Source organism: Streptomyces sichuanensis, from assembly GCF_020328095.1.
Taxonomy (GTDB): Bacteria; Actinomycetota; Actinomycetes; order Streptomycetales; family Streptomycetaceae; genus Streptomyces; species Streptomyces cinnamoneus.
On the sequence record NZ_JAIXMK010000049.1, the window covers coordinates 1 to 12,327 of the forward strand.

A 12,327-nucleotide genomic window follows, 5' to 3' on the forward strand; every position below is an offset into this window, starting at 1 on the left:
CGCCGCCGCCGCGGGCGGCCGCCGCCAGGACGGCCCGGCCGGCGAGGCCGAGCAGTGGTACCGCCAGGCCGCCGCCCGCGGCCACCGGCGCGCCGCCCTGCACCTGGGCACCCTGCTGGAGGGGCGCGGGGAGACGCAGGAGGCCGCCCGCTGGTACCTGACCTCCGCCAAGGACGGCGAGCCGCGCGCGGCCTGCGCCCTCGGCTTCCTGCTGCGCGACGCGGGCGACAGCGACAGCGCGGCCGTCTGGTGGCGCCGCGCCGCCCAGGAGGGCGACGGCAACGCCGCCAACGCCCTGGGCGCCCTGCACGCCGACCGCGGAGAACCCCAGCAGGCCGAGCGCTGGTACCGCACCGCCCTGGACGCCGGCGACGTCAACGGCGCGTACAACCTCGCCCTGCTCTGCGCCGAACAAGGCCGCACCGCCCAGGCCGAGCAGTGGTACCGCCGGGCCGCCTACGCGGGCCACCGGGAGGCCGCGAACGCGCTGGCCGTGCTCCTCCTCCAGGGCGGCGACTCCGCGGGCGCCGAGCCGTGGTTCTCCAAGGCCGCCGAGGCCGGCAGCGTGGACGCCGCCTTCAACCTGGGCATCCTCTACGCCGAGCGCGGCGAGGAGCAGCTGGCCTTCCAGTGGTACGAGCGCGCCGCCGTCGCCGGGCACACCGACGCGGCGCTGCAGGTCGCCATGGTGCTGCTGCGCGACGGCGGGGCCGACGACGTGGAGGCGGCCGAGCGCCACCTGCGGGTCGCCGTGCGCGGTGGCAGCCCCGAGGCCGCCTTCCGGCTGGGCGCGCTGCTCGACCGCGACGAGGACACCCGCTTCGAGTGCGAGGAGTGGTACGAACGGGCCGCCCGCCACGGCCACCGGCGTGCCCAGGTGCGCCTGGGGATGCTGGTCGCCGAGCGCGGCGACCTGGCCGCCGCGGCCCACTGGTACCGCGAGGCCGCCGAGGCCGGCAGCCGCAACGGCGCCTTCAACCTCGGCCTGCTGCTCGCCCGCGAGGGCAGCGAGCCGGAGGCCGCGATGTGGTGGGCCCGGGCCGCCGAGGCCGGGCACGGCCGCGCCGCGCTGCGGCTCGCCCTGCTCGCCGCGCGCCGCGGCGGCCTGGCCGAGGGCCAGATGTGGTGCGCACGGGCGGTCGAGCTGGGCCCGCCGGAGGTCGCCGAGCGGGCGGCCCGGCTGCGGGACGCACTGCAGCAGGAGCTCAGCGCGTAGCCGCGGCACGGGCCTGCGGGCGGCCGGAGGGGCCCGGCGTAAGCGGCCGTGTAAAGGGATTTGCCCCTGGGGTCACGGACGGGTTAGGGTGGTGTCACCGACGCGGGGTGGAGCAGCTCGGTAGCTCGCTGGGCTCATAACCCAGAGGTCGCAGGTTCAAATCCTGTCCCCGCTACTCTGCACAAGGCCCGGATCCTTCAGGATCCGGGCCTTTGTCGTACGTCTGCGGTGTCGCCGCAGCCTGGCGGCCAGGGCTCACGCCGTGCTGCAGCTGGGGCAGATCCCGCGGTAGGTGACCTCGACCGCCGAGACCTGGAAGCCGAAGCGCTCCTCGGCGGGGAGCCCGGCCAGGAGATCGCCCGCGGGGTGCACGTCGCGGATCGTGCCGCACCGCGAGCACACCAGGTGCTGGTGCGCGTGGTGCGCGTTGGGGTCGTAGCGCTTGGCGCGCCCGTCCGTGCTCACCTCCAGGACCTCGCCCAGCGAGACGAGCTCCCCGAGGGTGTTGTACACCGTCGCGCGCGAGATCTCGGGCAGCAGGTCGGCCGCCTTCGCGTGCACCTCGTCGGCGGTGTAGTGGACGTGGTCGCCGTCCAGGACTTCGGCGACGACGCGCCGCTGCGCGGTCAGTCGCCAGCCCCGGCCGCGGAGCCGTTCCAGCAGGTCACTCATGCCATTCACCTATCAGTCAGATAGGACCAGCGTAGCAGCGGCCCTTGTCCATCCATGGAATCGATATCGATGACTCACTCATCTTGACTTAGACAAAGTCCAATGTAGGATCGAAACCGGTTCGAGACGCGGAATCTGCGCCTCGGGCCACGAAGACGGATCTGACGACGGAGGCGTACGTGACGACGAACGGCCAGGCGGCAACGGCGGCGGGCCCGCTGACCACGGAGTCCGGTGCTCCGGTCGCGGACAACCAGAACAGCGAGACCGCGGGTCTGGGCGGCCCCGTCCTCGTGCAGGACCAGCTGCTGCTGGAGAAGCTCGCGCACTTCAACCGCGAGCGCATCCCGGAGCGCATCGTGCACGCCCGCGGCGCCGGCGCCTACGGCACCTTCACGGTGACCGCGGACGTCAGCCGCTGGACCCGGGCGGCGTTCCTCTCCGAGGTCGGCAAGCAGACGGAGACGTTCCTGCGCTTCTCCACCGTCGCCGGCAACCTCGGCTCGGCGGACGCCGTGCGCGACCCCCGCGGCTTCGCGCTGAAGTTCTACACCGAAGAGGGCAACTACGACCTCGTCGGCAACAACACCCCGGTGTTCTTCATCAAGGACGCCATCAAGTTCCCCGACTTCATCCACACCCAGAAGCGCGACCCGTACACCGGTTCGCAGGAGGCGGACAACGTCTGGGACTTCTGGGGCCTGTCGCCCGAGGCCACCCACCAGGTGACCTGGCTCTTCGGCGACCGCGGCATCCCGGCCTCGTACCGCCACATGAACGGCTACGGCTCCCACACCTACCAGTGGAACAACGAGGCCGGCGAGGTCTTCTGGGTCAAGTACCACTTCAAGACCGACCAGGGCATCAAGAACCTCACGGTCGACGAGGCCGTGCAGGTCTCGGGCATGGACCCGGACAGTCACCAGCGCGACCTGCGCGAGGCCATCGAGCGCGGCGACTTCCCGAGCTGGACCGTGCAGGTGCAGATCATGCCGGCGGACGAGGCGGCGAACTACCGCTTCAACCCGTTCGACCTCACCAAGGTGTGGCCGCACGAGGACTACCCGCCGATCGAGATCGGCAAGCTGGAGCTCAACCGCAACCCCGACAACATCTTCGCCGAGGTCGAGCAGGCCATCTTCTCGCCGGCGCACTTTGTGCCGGGCATCGGCCCGTCCCCCGACAAGATGCTGCAGGGCCGGCTGTTCGCCTACGGCGACGCCCACCGCTACCGCGTCGGCATCAACGCCGACCACCTGCCGGTGAACCGCCCGCACGCCACCGTGGCCCGTACGAACAACCGTGACGGCCACGCCTACGACGGCCGCCACGGCCGCGCCAAGAACTACGAGCCCAACAGCTTCGGCGGCCCCGTCGAGACCGGCCGCCCGCTGTGGCAGCCGCTCCCGGTGACCGGGATGACGGGCAACACCGAGGCGCCCTCGCACGCCGAGGACAACGACTTCGTCCAGGCGGGCAACCTCTACCGGCTGATGTCGGAGGAGGAGAAGGAGCGTCTGATCGCCAACCTGGCGGGCTTCATCGCCAAGGTCTCGCGCGACGACATCGTCGAGCGGGCCGTGGCCAACTTCCGCCAGGCGGACCCCGACTACGGCAAGCGGCTCGACGCCGCGGTCCAGGCCCTGCGCGGCTGATCGGCCACTGGACGCTTGCCGTACGAACCGGAGAGGCCGGACGCCATGGGGCTCCGGCCTCTCCGGCCTGTCCGGGCCGTTCTCACACGGGAACGGCGCCCGCCCGCTCCCGGGCCGGCAGCCAGCAGCGGATGATGTCGCGCACCGACACCACGCCCACGGGCTCGTGCTCGTCGAGGACGACCAGATGCCGGAACTCGCCGCGCGACATGGCCGCGGCGGCCTCCTCCAGGGTCCACTCGGGGGCGGCGAAGACCACGTCCGTGGTGGTGTGGCCGTGGGCGGTCTCGCGGTCGGGGTCCTGCCCCGCCCCGACCGCGTTGAGTATGTCGCGCTCGGTGAGGATGCCGAGCCCGCAGGTGTCGGGGTCGAGGACGACCGCCGCACCGACCCTGCGCGCGGACATCAGCCGTGCGGCCTGCCGGAGGGTGTGTGCCGGGCCGATGGTGAGGACCACCGTGCTCATGGCGTCGCGGACGAGCATGGCCGTAAGCCACCTCCTTGGTGGACTGCGGAACAGTCCCGGAAGAATGAACTCCACCCCAGGGCGGAACGCCGGGGGTTCACAAGTTCACAAGCGTCGGGACTGTCAGCGTGGCATGCCGTGCCGGACGGAACAAGGTCTGGGGAGGGCTGGATTTTGCCGAATTTTTACGACGGCCTGGTAGGTTTAAGGCCGTTACTGCCGTAGATAGCTCAACAGCTCGTCGTGCAGCAGCCCGTTGGACGCGGCGGCGTTCCCGCTGTGCGGACCCGGCCGGCCGTCCAGACCGGTGAAGCGGCCGCCCGCCTCCTCGACGATGACCACGTTCGCCGCCATGTCCCACAGCGACAGCTCCGGCTCCGCACAGATGTCCACCGATCCCTCGGCCACCATCATGTACGGCCAGAAGTCCCCGTAGCCGCGCGTCCGCCAGCAGTCGCGCGTCAGGTCCAGGAAGCCCGGCAGCATCCCGCGCTCCTCCCAGCCCGTCAGCGAGGAGTACGCGAAGGAGGCGTCGTCGATCCGGCCCACCCGCGAGACCTGCAGCCGCGACGCCGACGTCAGGCTCCGGCCGGTGTACGCACCCGAATCCTTCGCCGCCCACCAGCGGCGCCCCAGCGCCGGCGCCGACACCACGCCGACCACGGGCTGGAAGCCGCCCTCGGCCTGCACCATCAGCGAGATCAGCGTGGCCCACACCGGAACCCCGCGCACGTAGTTCTTCGTACCGTCGATCGGGTCGATCACCCAGCGGCGCGGGCCCATGCCCTCGCTGCCGAACTCCTCGCCCAGCACGGCGTCGCGGGGCCGGGCGCGGTGCAGATGACCACGGATCAGCTCCTCGGCGGCCTTGTCGGCCTCGCTCACCGGAGTCATGTCCGGTTTGGTCTCGACCTTCAGGTCGAGGGCCTTGAACCGGTCCATGGTGGCCGCGTCGGCGGCGTCGGCCAGGACGTGGGCCAGTCGCAGATCATCGTGGTAGTCGGACATGCCACGCACACTACCCGCGGCCACGCGGTCACGCGCGGCGCGACCTGCCGACGCCCTTGACAGCGTCTGGCGGTGCGTCAATCCTGTGGCCTGGCCACAACGCCACATCCGTCGTGCGGCCGTACGGCCGGGGAGGCGACGATGCCCGCGGCACGAGAACTCTTACTGGACGCGGCGTTCACAGCGCTCGGCGCCCGGCCCTGGCACGGGGTCCGGATGGTCGACGTCGCCGCGGCGGCCGGGGTGTCCCGGCAGACCCTCTACAACGAATTCGGCAGCAAGGACGGACTCGCCCGCGCCCTGGTGCGCCGCGAGACCGACGCCTTCCTCACCGGGGCGGAACGCTCCCTCGCCGAGGCCGCCGCCGCCGGCGACGCCGGCGACTGCTGCGCCGCGGCCGCCCTGTGGACCCTGCGCACGGCGCGCGCCAACCCCTTCGTACGGGCGGCGCTCACCGGCTGCCGCGGGGACCGGCTCCCGCCCGCCGCCGCGCCCCCTGTCCCGCCCCCGCGCGCCCCGCGCGACGGCCGGCCGCTCCGCGGCCCCACGCCCGGGCTGCTGGCCGAGCGGATACGCGACAGCGCGGCGGCCGCCATCGGCAGCTCCGTACCCCCGCAGGACGGGCCGGGCGACGGCGTGCTGAGGGCCTGTGAGGCAGCGGTGCGGCTGACGCTCTCCTACGTCGTCGCCCCGGCCGCCACCGACGAGGAGGCGGCGCGGGAGGTCGCCCGCCTGGTGCGCGCACTGCTGCGCCACACGCCGGCGTGAGCGGCCGGGCTCACCCGGGGGTCAGTGCGCCGAGCCCGACAGCTGCAGCCCGATGACCCCGACGATCACGAGGGCGATGGAGACCAGCTTGAGCGTGGAGACCAGGTCGTCCAGGAAGACCATGCCGTAGATCGCGGTGCCGGCCGCGCCGATGCCCGTCCAGACGGCGTAGGCCGGCCCGACGTCGAGCTTGCGCAGGGAGAGGGTCAGCAGGCCGAAGCTGCCGAGCGCGAAGCAGGCGAAGGCGATCGTGGGCCACAGCCGGGTGAAGCCGTGCGAGAGCTTGAGACAGACGGCGAAGCCGGTTTCCAGAAGTCCGGCGACGACGACCAGCAGCCACGCCATCACATTGCCTCCCGTTCGCGGACGCCCGCCGGCCCCGGCGCTCTTCATGCCCTTGCCGCCCGGGGCCGTTCGCAAACGTAGGCGATCAGTCGCCTTCGCGCCGCTCCCGGGTCGCCAGCAGCCGGCGCAGCGAGTAGAGGCGCTGCGGGTCGGCGTGGCCGTCCGCGACCCACTGGTCCAGCGCGCAGTCCTGCTCGTCGTGGCTGCACGCGCGCGGGCAGCCCTCCGTGCCGGGCTCCAGGTCGGGGAAGGCGTGGATGACCCGCGAGGGGTCCACGTGGTGCAGCCCGAAGGACCGCACGCCCGGGGTGTCGATGACCCAGCCCGTGCCCTCCGGCAGCGGCAGCGCCAGCGCCGAGGTGGTGGTGTGCCGGCCGCGCCCGGTGACGGCGTTGACGTGGCCGGTGGCCCGCTGCCGCTCCACGAGCGCGTTGACGAGCGTGGTCTTGCCGACGCCGGAGTGCCCGACGAACGCGGTGATCCGGCCCTCCAGCTGCTCGCGGACGCGGCGGGCGGCGGCGCCCTCGGCCAGCTCCTCGCGGCTGGTGACCACGTAGCGGATGCCCAGGGAGCCGTAGGACTCCATGAGCGTGTCCGCCGACGCCAGGTCCGACTTGGTCAGCACCAGCAGCGGCTCCAGCCCCGCGTCGTACGCCGCGACCAGGCAGCGGTCGATCAGGCGCGGGCGCGGCTCGGGGTCGGCGAGCGCGGTGACGATCGCCAGCTGGTCGGCGTTGGCGACGACCACCCGCTCGTACGGGTCGTCGTCGTCGGCCGTCCGGCGCAGCACCGAGCTGCGCTCCTCGACCCGCACGATGCGGGCGAGGGTGTCCTTGGCGCCGCTGAGGTCGCCGACGACCGCGACGCGGTCGCCGACGACGGCGCTCTTGCGGCCGAGCTCGCGGGCCTTCATCGCGACGACGGGCCGGTCGTCGACGAGGACGGTCAGCCGGCCGCGGTCCACGGTCAGCACGAAGCCCTCGGCGGCGTCCTCGTGCTTGGGCCGGATGGTCGTGCGCGGGCGGTTGCCCTTGCGGTTGGGGCGGACGCGGACGTCGTCCTCGTCGGTGTGCTTGCCGTAGCGGCGCATGGTGCTTCCAGGGTCTCTCAGCTTCTCGGCGCCGTCGTCGCCCCCGCGACGGAGCCGAGCATCCCGGTCCACAGCTCCGGGAAGTCGGGCAGGGTCTTGGCCGTGGTGGCCACGTTCTCCACCTGGACGCCGTCGACGGCGAGGCCGATGACGGCGGCGGCGGTGGCCAGCCGGTGGTCCTCGTAGGTGTGGAAGACGCCGCCGTGCAGGGTGCGCGGGCGGATGCGCAGGCCGTCCTCGGTCTCGGTGACGTCGCCGCCGAGCTCGTTGATCTCCTTGGCCAGGGCGGCCAGCCGGTCGGTCTCGTGCAGCCGCAGGTGGGCGATGCCGCGCAGGACGGACTCGGTCTCGGCCAGGGCCGCGACGGCCGCGATGACCGGGGTCAGCTCGCCGACCTCGTGAAGGTCGGCGTCGATGCCGGTGATGCGGCCGGTGCCGGTGAAGGTCAGGCCGGCGTCGGTGAGCTCGCAGCGGCCGCCCATGGCGGTGAAGATCTCGCGCAGCGCGTCGCCCGGCTGGGTGGTGCGCTCGGGCCAGTCGGGGATGGTGACCTTGCCGCCGGTGACCAGGGCCGCGGCCAGGAAGGGCGCGGCGTTGGACAGGTCGGGCTCGACGACCAGGTCGCGGCCGAGGAGGGCGCTGGGGGAGACCCGCCAGACGTCGGGCTCGCCGCCGGACTCGGGGGTGTCGACCTGGGCGCCGGCCGCCCGCAGCATGTCCACGGTCATCCGGATGTGGGGCAGCGACGGCAGGGCGGAGCCGACGTGCCGGACCTCGACGCCCTGGTTGAAGCGCGGGCCGGACAGCAGCAGGGCGCTGACGAACTGGGAGGACGAGGAGGCGTCGATCTCGACCGGGCCGCCGTCCAGCGCCCCGGCGCCGTGCACGGTGAGCGGGAGGGCGCCGCGGTCGTTGTCGTCGATGCGGGCGCCCAGCGCGCGCAGCGCGTCGATCACGCCGTGCAGGGGACGCTCGTAGCTGCGGGGGTCGCCGTCGAAGCGGACGGGGCCGTCGGCCAGTGCGGCGACGGGCGGCAGGAAGCGCATGACGGTGCCAGCGTTGCCGACGTCGACGGTGGCCGGGCCGTGCAGCCGGGCCGGGATGACGCGCCACGCCTCGCCCGTGGTGTCCGGGCCGCCCGTGACGGAGGAACTGGACGACACCGTCTCCTCGATGCCGACGCCCATGGCGCGCAGCGCCTCGGCCATCAGCACGGTGTCGCGGGAGCGGAGCGGGCGGCGCACCCAGCCGGGCTCGGCGGCCAGGGCGGCCAGCACGAGGGCCCTGTTGGTGACCGACTTCGATCCGGGCACGGTGACCGTCGCGTCGACGGCCCCTGTCGCGAGGGGGGCGGGCCAGAGATCGGGGTGCGCGGGGCTCTCGGTCATGCCCTTACCTTACTGAGGTTCTCTCGGTGGTCGGCTCCGCGAAGGGCATGGCCCGGCCCGTCACAGGCCGAACAGCCACCGGCCGCCGCCGGTCAGGGAGGTCAGCGACACGATGTGGAAGAGCACCAGCCACACCGTCGCGGGGAGGTTCGTCAGCCGGGCGAGCTGGTCGGCGTCGGAGTCCGGGGCGCCGCCGTGCCGGCGCTTGCGCTGCAGCTCGAAGGCGGGCCGTATGCCGCCCAGGAGCAGGAACCACACGACGCCGTAGGCGAACGCCGCCTGCACCGCGGGCCCGGTGAGCCAGGAGACGGCGACGAACGCGCCTCCGGCGAGCACCACGGTCAGGGCGCCGTAGGCGTTGCGGATCATCACCAGCATGGCGGCGAGGAGGGCCGTGGCGCCCCACAGCAGGGCGGTGATGTGCCCGGCGGCCAGCAGCCAGGCGCCCGCGAGGCCCAGCAGGGAGGGGGCGGTGTAGCCGGCGGCCGCGGTGAGGATCATGCCGGGGCCGGTCGGCCGGCCGCGCGAGACGGTCAGCCCGGAGGTGTCGGAGTGCAGCCGGATGCCGTCCAGGGTCCGCCCGCTGAGCAGGGCCATCAGGGCGTGGCCGCCCTCGTGGGCGATGGTGACGGCGTTGCGGGTGATCCGCCAGACGCCGTACGGGCCGACGGCCGCGAGCGCGACGAGGGCGGTGCCGGCGACGAGCCACGTCGAGGGGTGGGGCTGGGTGCCGAAGATGCGGTTCCAGAGGTCGGTGGCGGTGGTGCTGTTGTCCATCTGTGAGCCGCTCCTTGCGTCTTCGTGGCAGTGTGGAACTCATGTGCGGGCGATATGCGGCGAGCCGGAGGCCGGAGGACCTGGCCGGGCTCTTCGGGGTGGAGAAGTGGGAACCGGAGGAGACGCTTGCTCCGGACTGGAACGTGGCGCCGACGAAGAGCGTCCACGCGGTGCTCGAACGTCCCTTGAAAGACGCCGCCGACCGCCGTCCGGTTCGTCAGCTGCGGGTCCTGCGGTGGGGACTGGTGCCGTCGTGGGCGAAGTCCCCGGAGGGCGCGGCGAAGATGATCAATGCCCGGGCGGAGACGGTTCACGAGAAGCCGTCCTTCCGCCGGGCCTTCGAGGCGCGGCGCTGCCTGCTCCCGGCGGACGGCTACTACGAGTGGGTCACGGGGGCGCAGGAGCGGGAGCTGGAGGAGAAGGGCCGCCGCAAGCGGAGCCGTAAGCAGCCCTACTTCGTCACGCCGGCCGACGGGTCGGTGATGGCGCTGGCCGGGGTGTACGAGTTCTGGCGCGACCCGGTGCTGCCGCCGGACCATCCGCTGGCCTGGTGGGCCACGTGCTCGGTGCTCACCACCGAGGCGGATCCCGGGCCGTTCGCCGGGGCGGAGGAGGCCGGCGGGGACGACGGCCCCCGGTCACTGGCGGAGATCCACCCGCGGATGCCGCTGGTCCTGCCCCCGGAGAAGTGGTCGGCCTGGCTGGACCCGGCGTGCACGGACCCGGCCCGGCTGCGGGAGCTGCTGGCGCCCCCGCCCTCGGGACTCGTCCGGGCGTACCCGGTCGCCACGGCGGTCAGCGACGTGCGCAACAACGGGCCCGAACTGCTGACGGAACTGGCGGCGCCGGAGGAGGCGACGCTCTTCTGACGGGGCCCGCACGGCGGGCCTGTACGAACGCGCGGGAACGGGCCCCGCGCGACCGGGCCCGGCCGGCGGCCCCGTATGACGGCCGTCCGTCCGCGCGCACGGCAGGATGGGCCGGGTGACGACAAAGATCGCGGAGACCGTGCAGGACGTGCCCACCCCCGCCGGGGACGCCCGCATCCACTGGTACCTGTCGCCCGGCGCCCGCCTCGTGCTGGCCCTGGGGCACGGCGCGGGCGGCGGGGTGGAGGCGCGCGACCTGCGGGCGCTGGCCGCCGACCTGCCGCTGACGGGGGTGAGCGTCGCGCTCGTCGAACAGCCGTGGCGGGTCGCCGGGAAGCGGGTGGCCCCGGCACCCCGGACCCTGGACGAGGCGTGGCGCGCCCTGTGGCCGGCGCTCGCGGCGCCCGGGCTGCCCGTCGTCGCGGGCGGACGCAGCGCGGGGGCCCGGGTGGCCTGCCGGACGGCGGCGGAGCTCGGGGCGGCCGGCGTGCTCGCGCTGAGCTTCCCGCTGCACCCGCCGGGCAAGCCGGAGAAGTCCCGGGCCGACGAGCTGACCGGCGCGGGCCTGCCCACCCTCGTGGTGCAGGGCGCCCGCGACCCGTTCGGCCGCCCCGAGGAGTTCCCGCCCGGCACCGAACCCGTCGCGGTGCCGCACGCCGACCACGGCTTCGCGGTGCCGAAGAAGGCGGACGTCACCCAGGAGGAGGCGCTGGCAGTGATCACCTACGCGGTCCGGACCTGGCTGAAGTCGATCTAGAACGACTTCCGTTCGGCCGGGAATGATCCACGAGGTGCTGCTGTTGTGCCCTCTGTAGTCATGTACCGGCACAGACGAAGGAATGGGAGCTCCCCGCATGGGTTCGATCGCATGCCCGTCCCGCCCGCACTCGGCCGATCGCGGTTGGGCGGTCATGGGTGTGGCCCAGTCGGCCCTGGCCGGAGCGGCGAGCGCACCGGAACGTCGTCTATTCTCCGATTCGAGCGGGTCCGGTCCGGGCGCCGCCGTGGTGTTGGAGGAGGTGGGTCCGGTTACCGGGACCGACGCGGGGGCCGACGACAACCGCAAGCGGGAGCCCGCCGAGACGACGGCGGAGCGCAACGCGCGCTTCGAGCGCGACGCCCTGACCTTCCTCGACCAGATGTACTCGGCCGCCCTGCGCATGACGCGCAACGCAGCCGACGCCGAGGACCTGGTGCAGGAGACGTACGCCAAGGCATACGCGTCCTTCCACCAGTTCCGGGACGGCACGAACCTCAAGGCGTGGCTGTACCGCATCCTGACCAACACCTTCATCAACTCGTACCGCAAGAAGCAGCGGGAGCCGCTGCGCAGCGCGTCCGAGGAGATCGAGGACTGGCAGCTCGCCCGCGCCGAGTCGCACATGTCGACGGGTCTGCGCTCCGCAGAGTCCCAGGCGCTCGACCACCTTCCCGACTCCGACGTCAAGGAGGCCCTCCAGGCCATTCCCGAGGAGTTCCGCATAGCGGTCTACCTCGCGGACGTCGAGGGCTTTGCCTACAAGGAGATCGCGGACATCATGGGTACGCCCATCGGCACGGTGATGTCCCGGCTGCACCGGGGCCGTCGTCAGCTGCGCGGACTGCTGGAGGACTACGCCCGCGAGCGCGGTCTGGTCCCGGCCGGGGCCGCCCCCGCGTCGAACGGTTCCGACGAGTCGCACAATCGGAAAGGCTCGGACTCATGAGCTGCGGAGACCCGCACGAGACGGACTGCTCTGAAGTCCTCGACCATCTCTACGAGTTCCTCGATCACGAGATGCCCGACGGCAAGTGCGCCGAGTTCGAGGTGCACATCGACGAGTGCTCCCCGTGCCTGGAGAAGTACGGGCTGGAGCAGGCGGTGAAGAAGCTCGTCAAGCGCTGCTGCGGTCACGACGACGTGCCGGCCGACCTCCGCTCGAAGGTCATGGGCCGCATCGAGCTCATCCGGTCCGGGCAGTCGGTGCCCGACCAGGACCTGGTGGCCGAGGCGAAGGCGGCGGAGGCCGCCGCGCAACAGGACTGACCACTGATCCAAACCACCGTAACGGGGAACGTCACCCGAACGGACGG

At 72.9% G+C, this 12,327-nt stretch carries 14 protein-coding genes and 1 tRNA gene; 8 read left to right on the forward strand and 7 right to left on the reverse strand.

Annotation, left to right across the window (positions count from 1 at the left end; all coding sequences use genetic code 11):
- Together LE181_RS16145 and LE181_RS16150 are read left to right on the forward strand one after the other, a co-directional pair.
- Nucleotides 1–1,216 (forward strand): tetratricopeptide repeat protein (locus LE181_RS16145; RefSeq protein WP_225661984.1); only part of this gene is annotated, 1,216 nt, incomplete at its 5' end.
- 101 nt (nt 1,217–1,317) lie between these two features.
- Nucleotides 1,318–1,391: transfer RNA gene (locus LE181_RS16150), tRNA-Met, on the forward strand.
- An 80-nt stretch (nt 1,392–1,471) separates the two neighbouring features.
- On the opposite strand, the gene LE181_RS16155 is transcribed toward LE181_RS16150, so the two are convergent.
- A complete protein-coding gene (locus LE181_RS16155) occupies nt 1,472–1,888 on the reverse strand; it encodes a Fur family transcriptional regulator (protein ID WP_225661985.1) in 417 nt (138 codons plus the stop codon).
- Nucleotides 1,889–2,049: 161 nt separating this feature from the next.
- On the opposite strand from LE181_RS16155, the gene LE181_RS16160 reads away from it, so the two are divergent.
- Nucleotides 2,050–3,543 carry a catalase gene (locus tag LE181_RS16160; protein ID WP_372458383.1) on the forward strand — a complete coding sequence of 498 codons (1,494 nt, stop codon included), beginning with the start codon at nt 2,050–2,052 and terminating at the stop codon, nt 3,541–3,543.
- A gap of 82 nt (nt 3,544–3,625) precedes the next feature.
- Here the strand turns inward: LE181_RS16160 and LE181_RS16165 are convergent, their stop codons facing one another.
- Nucleotides 3,626–4,027, reverse strand: a complete 402-nt coding sequence (locus LE181_RS16165) for a CBS domain-containing protein (RefSeq protein ID WP_225661987.1) — start codon at nt 4,025–4,027, stop codon at nt 3,626–3,628.
- Between the two features lie 195 nt (nt 4,028–4,222).
- Entirely contained in the window at nt 4,223–5,017 is a 795-nt protein-coding gene (hisN, locus tag LE181_RS16170; RefSeq protein ID WP_190111463.1) for a histidinol-phosphatase, read from the reverse strand.
- 141 nt (nt 5,018–5,158) lie between these two features.
- Here hisN and LE181_RS16175 point away from each other — a divergent pair, with 141 nt between their 5' ends.
- Nucleotides 5,159–5,785 carry a TetR/AcrR family transcriptional regulator gene (locus tag LE181_RS16175; protein ID WP_225661988.1) on the forward strand — a complete coding sequence of 209 codons (627 nt, stop codon included), beginning with the start codon at nt 5,159–5,161 and terminating at the stop codon, nt 5,783–5,785.
- 21 nt (nt 5,786–5,806) lie between these two features.
- Here LE181_RS16175 and LE181_RS16180 read toward each other — a convergent pair whose 3' ends face one another.
- From LE181_RS16180 to LE181_RS16195, 4 genes are all read right to left on the reverse strand, one after another.
- A complete protein-coding gene (locus tag LE181_RS16180; protein WP_190111461.1) occupies nt 5,807–6,130 on the reverse strand; it encodes a DMT family transporter in 324 nt (107 codons plus the stop codon).
- Nucleotides 6,131–6,215: 85 nt separating this feature from the next.
- Nucleotides 6,216–7,220, reverse strand: a complete 1,005-nt coding sequence (rsgA, locus tag LE181_RS16185) for a ribosome small subunit-dependent GTPase A (protein ID WP_225661989.1) — start codon at nt 7,218–7,220, stop codon at nt 6,216–6,218.
- Between the two features lie 17 nt (nt 7,221–7,237).
- Nucleotides 7,238–8,608 carry a 3-phosphoshikimate 1-carboxyvinyltransferase gene (gene aroA, locus LE181_RS16190; RefSeq protein ID WP_225661990.1) on the reverse strand — a complete coding sequence of 457 codons (1,371 nt, stop codon included), beginning with the start codon at nt 8,606–8,608 and terminating at the stop codon, nt 7,238–7,240.
- A gap of 60 nt (nt 8,609–8,668) precedes the next feature.
- Nucleotides 8,669–9,385, reverse strand: a complete 717-nt coding sequence (locus tag LE181_RS16195) for a M50 family metallopeptidase (RefSeq protein WP_225661991.1) — start codon at nt 9,383–9,385, stop codon at nt 8,669–8,671.
- A gap of 41 nt (nt 9,386–9,426) precedes the next feature.
- Between LE181_RS16195 and LE181_RS16200 the strand changes: the two genes are divergently transcribed.
- The 4 genes from LE181_RS16200 (at nt 9,427) to rsrA (ending at nt 12,280) form a co-directional block, all read left to right on the forward strand.
- Complete coding sequence (locus tag LE181_RS16200) at nt 9,427–10,254, forward strand: SOS response-associated peptidase (protein ID WP_225661992.1); 828 nt, start codon at nt 9,427–9,429, stop codon at nt 10,252–10,254.
- Between the two features lie 115 nt (nt 10,255–10,369).
- A complete protein-coding gene (locus LE181_RS16205) occupies nt 10,370–11,011 on the forward strand; it encodes an alpha/beta hydrolase family protein (RefSeq protein ID WP_225661993.1) in 642 nt (213 codons plus the stop codon).
- Between the two features lie 262 nt (nt 11,012–11,273).
- Nucleotides 11,274–11,960 carry a sigma-70 family RNA polymerase sigma factor gene (locus LE181_RS16210; protein ID WP_225661994.1) on the forward strand — a complete coding sequence of 229 codons (687 nt, stop codon included), beginning with the start codon at nt 11,274–11,276 and terminating at the stop codon, nt 11,958–11,960.
- On the forward strand, nt 11,957–12,280 hold the full coding sequence (gene rsrA / locus LE181_RS16215; protein WP_190111454.1) for a mycothiol system anti-sigma-R factor: 324 nt from the start codon (nt 11,957–11,959) through the stop codon (nt 12,278–12,280). The genes LE181_RS16210 and rsrA overlap by 4 nt, the downstream gene beginning before the upstream one ends.
- Nucleotides 12,281–12,327 lie beyond the last annotated feature (47 nt).

Bases quoted from the DNA above. Each gene is read 5' to 3' on its own strand.
- aroA (WP_225661990.1), bottom strand. From the start codon at position 8,608: ATGACCGAGAGCCCCGCGCACCCCGATCTCTGGCCCGCCCCCCTCGCG.
- LE181_RS16195 (WP_225661991.1), bottom strand. From the start codon at position 9,385: ATGGACAACAGCACCACCGCCACCGACCTCTGGAACCGCATCTTCGGC.
- LE181_RS16200 (WP_225661992.1), top strand. From the start codon at position 9,427: ATGTGCGGGCGATATGCGGCGAGCCGGAGGCCGGAGGACCTGGCCGGG.
- hisN (WP_190111463.1), bottom strand. From the start codon at position 5,017: ATGTCCGACTACCACGATGATCTGCGACTGGCCCACGTCCTGGCCGAC.
- LE181_RS16165 (WP_225661987.1), bottom strand. From the start codon at position 4,027: ATGCTCGTCCGCGACGCCATGAGCACGGTGGTCCTCACCATCGGCCCG.
- LE181_RS16155 (WP_225661985.1), bottom strand. From the start codon at position 1,888: ATGAGTGACCTGCTGGAACGGCTCCGCGGCCGGGGCTGGCGACTGACC.
- rsrA (WP_190111454.1), top strand. From the start codon at position 11,957: ATGAGCTGCGGAGACCCGCACGAGACGGACTGCTCTGAAGTCCTCGAC.
- rsgA (WP_225661989.1), bottom strand. From the start codon at position 7,220: ATGCGCCGCTACGGCAAGCACACCGACGAGGACGACGTCCGCGTCCGC.
- LE181_RS16175 (WP_225661988.1), top strand. From the start codon at position 5,159: ATGCCCGCGGCACGAGAACTCTTACTGGACGCGGCGTTCACAGCGCTC.
- LE181_RS16180 (WP_190111461.1), bottom strand. From the start codon at position 6,130: ATGGCGTGGCTGCTGGTCGTCGTCGCCGGACTTCTGGAAACCGGCTTC.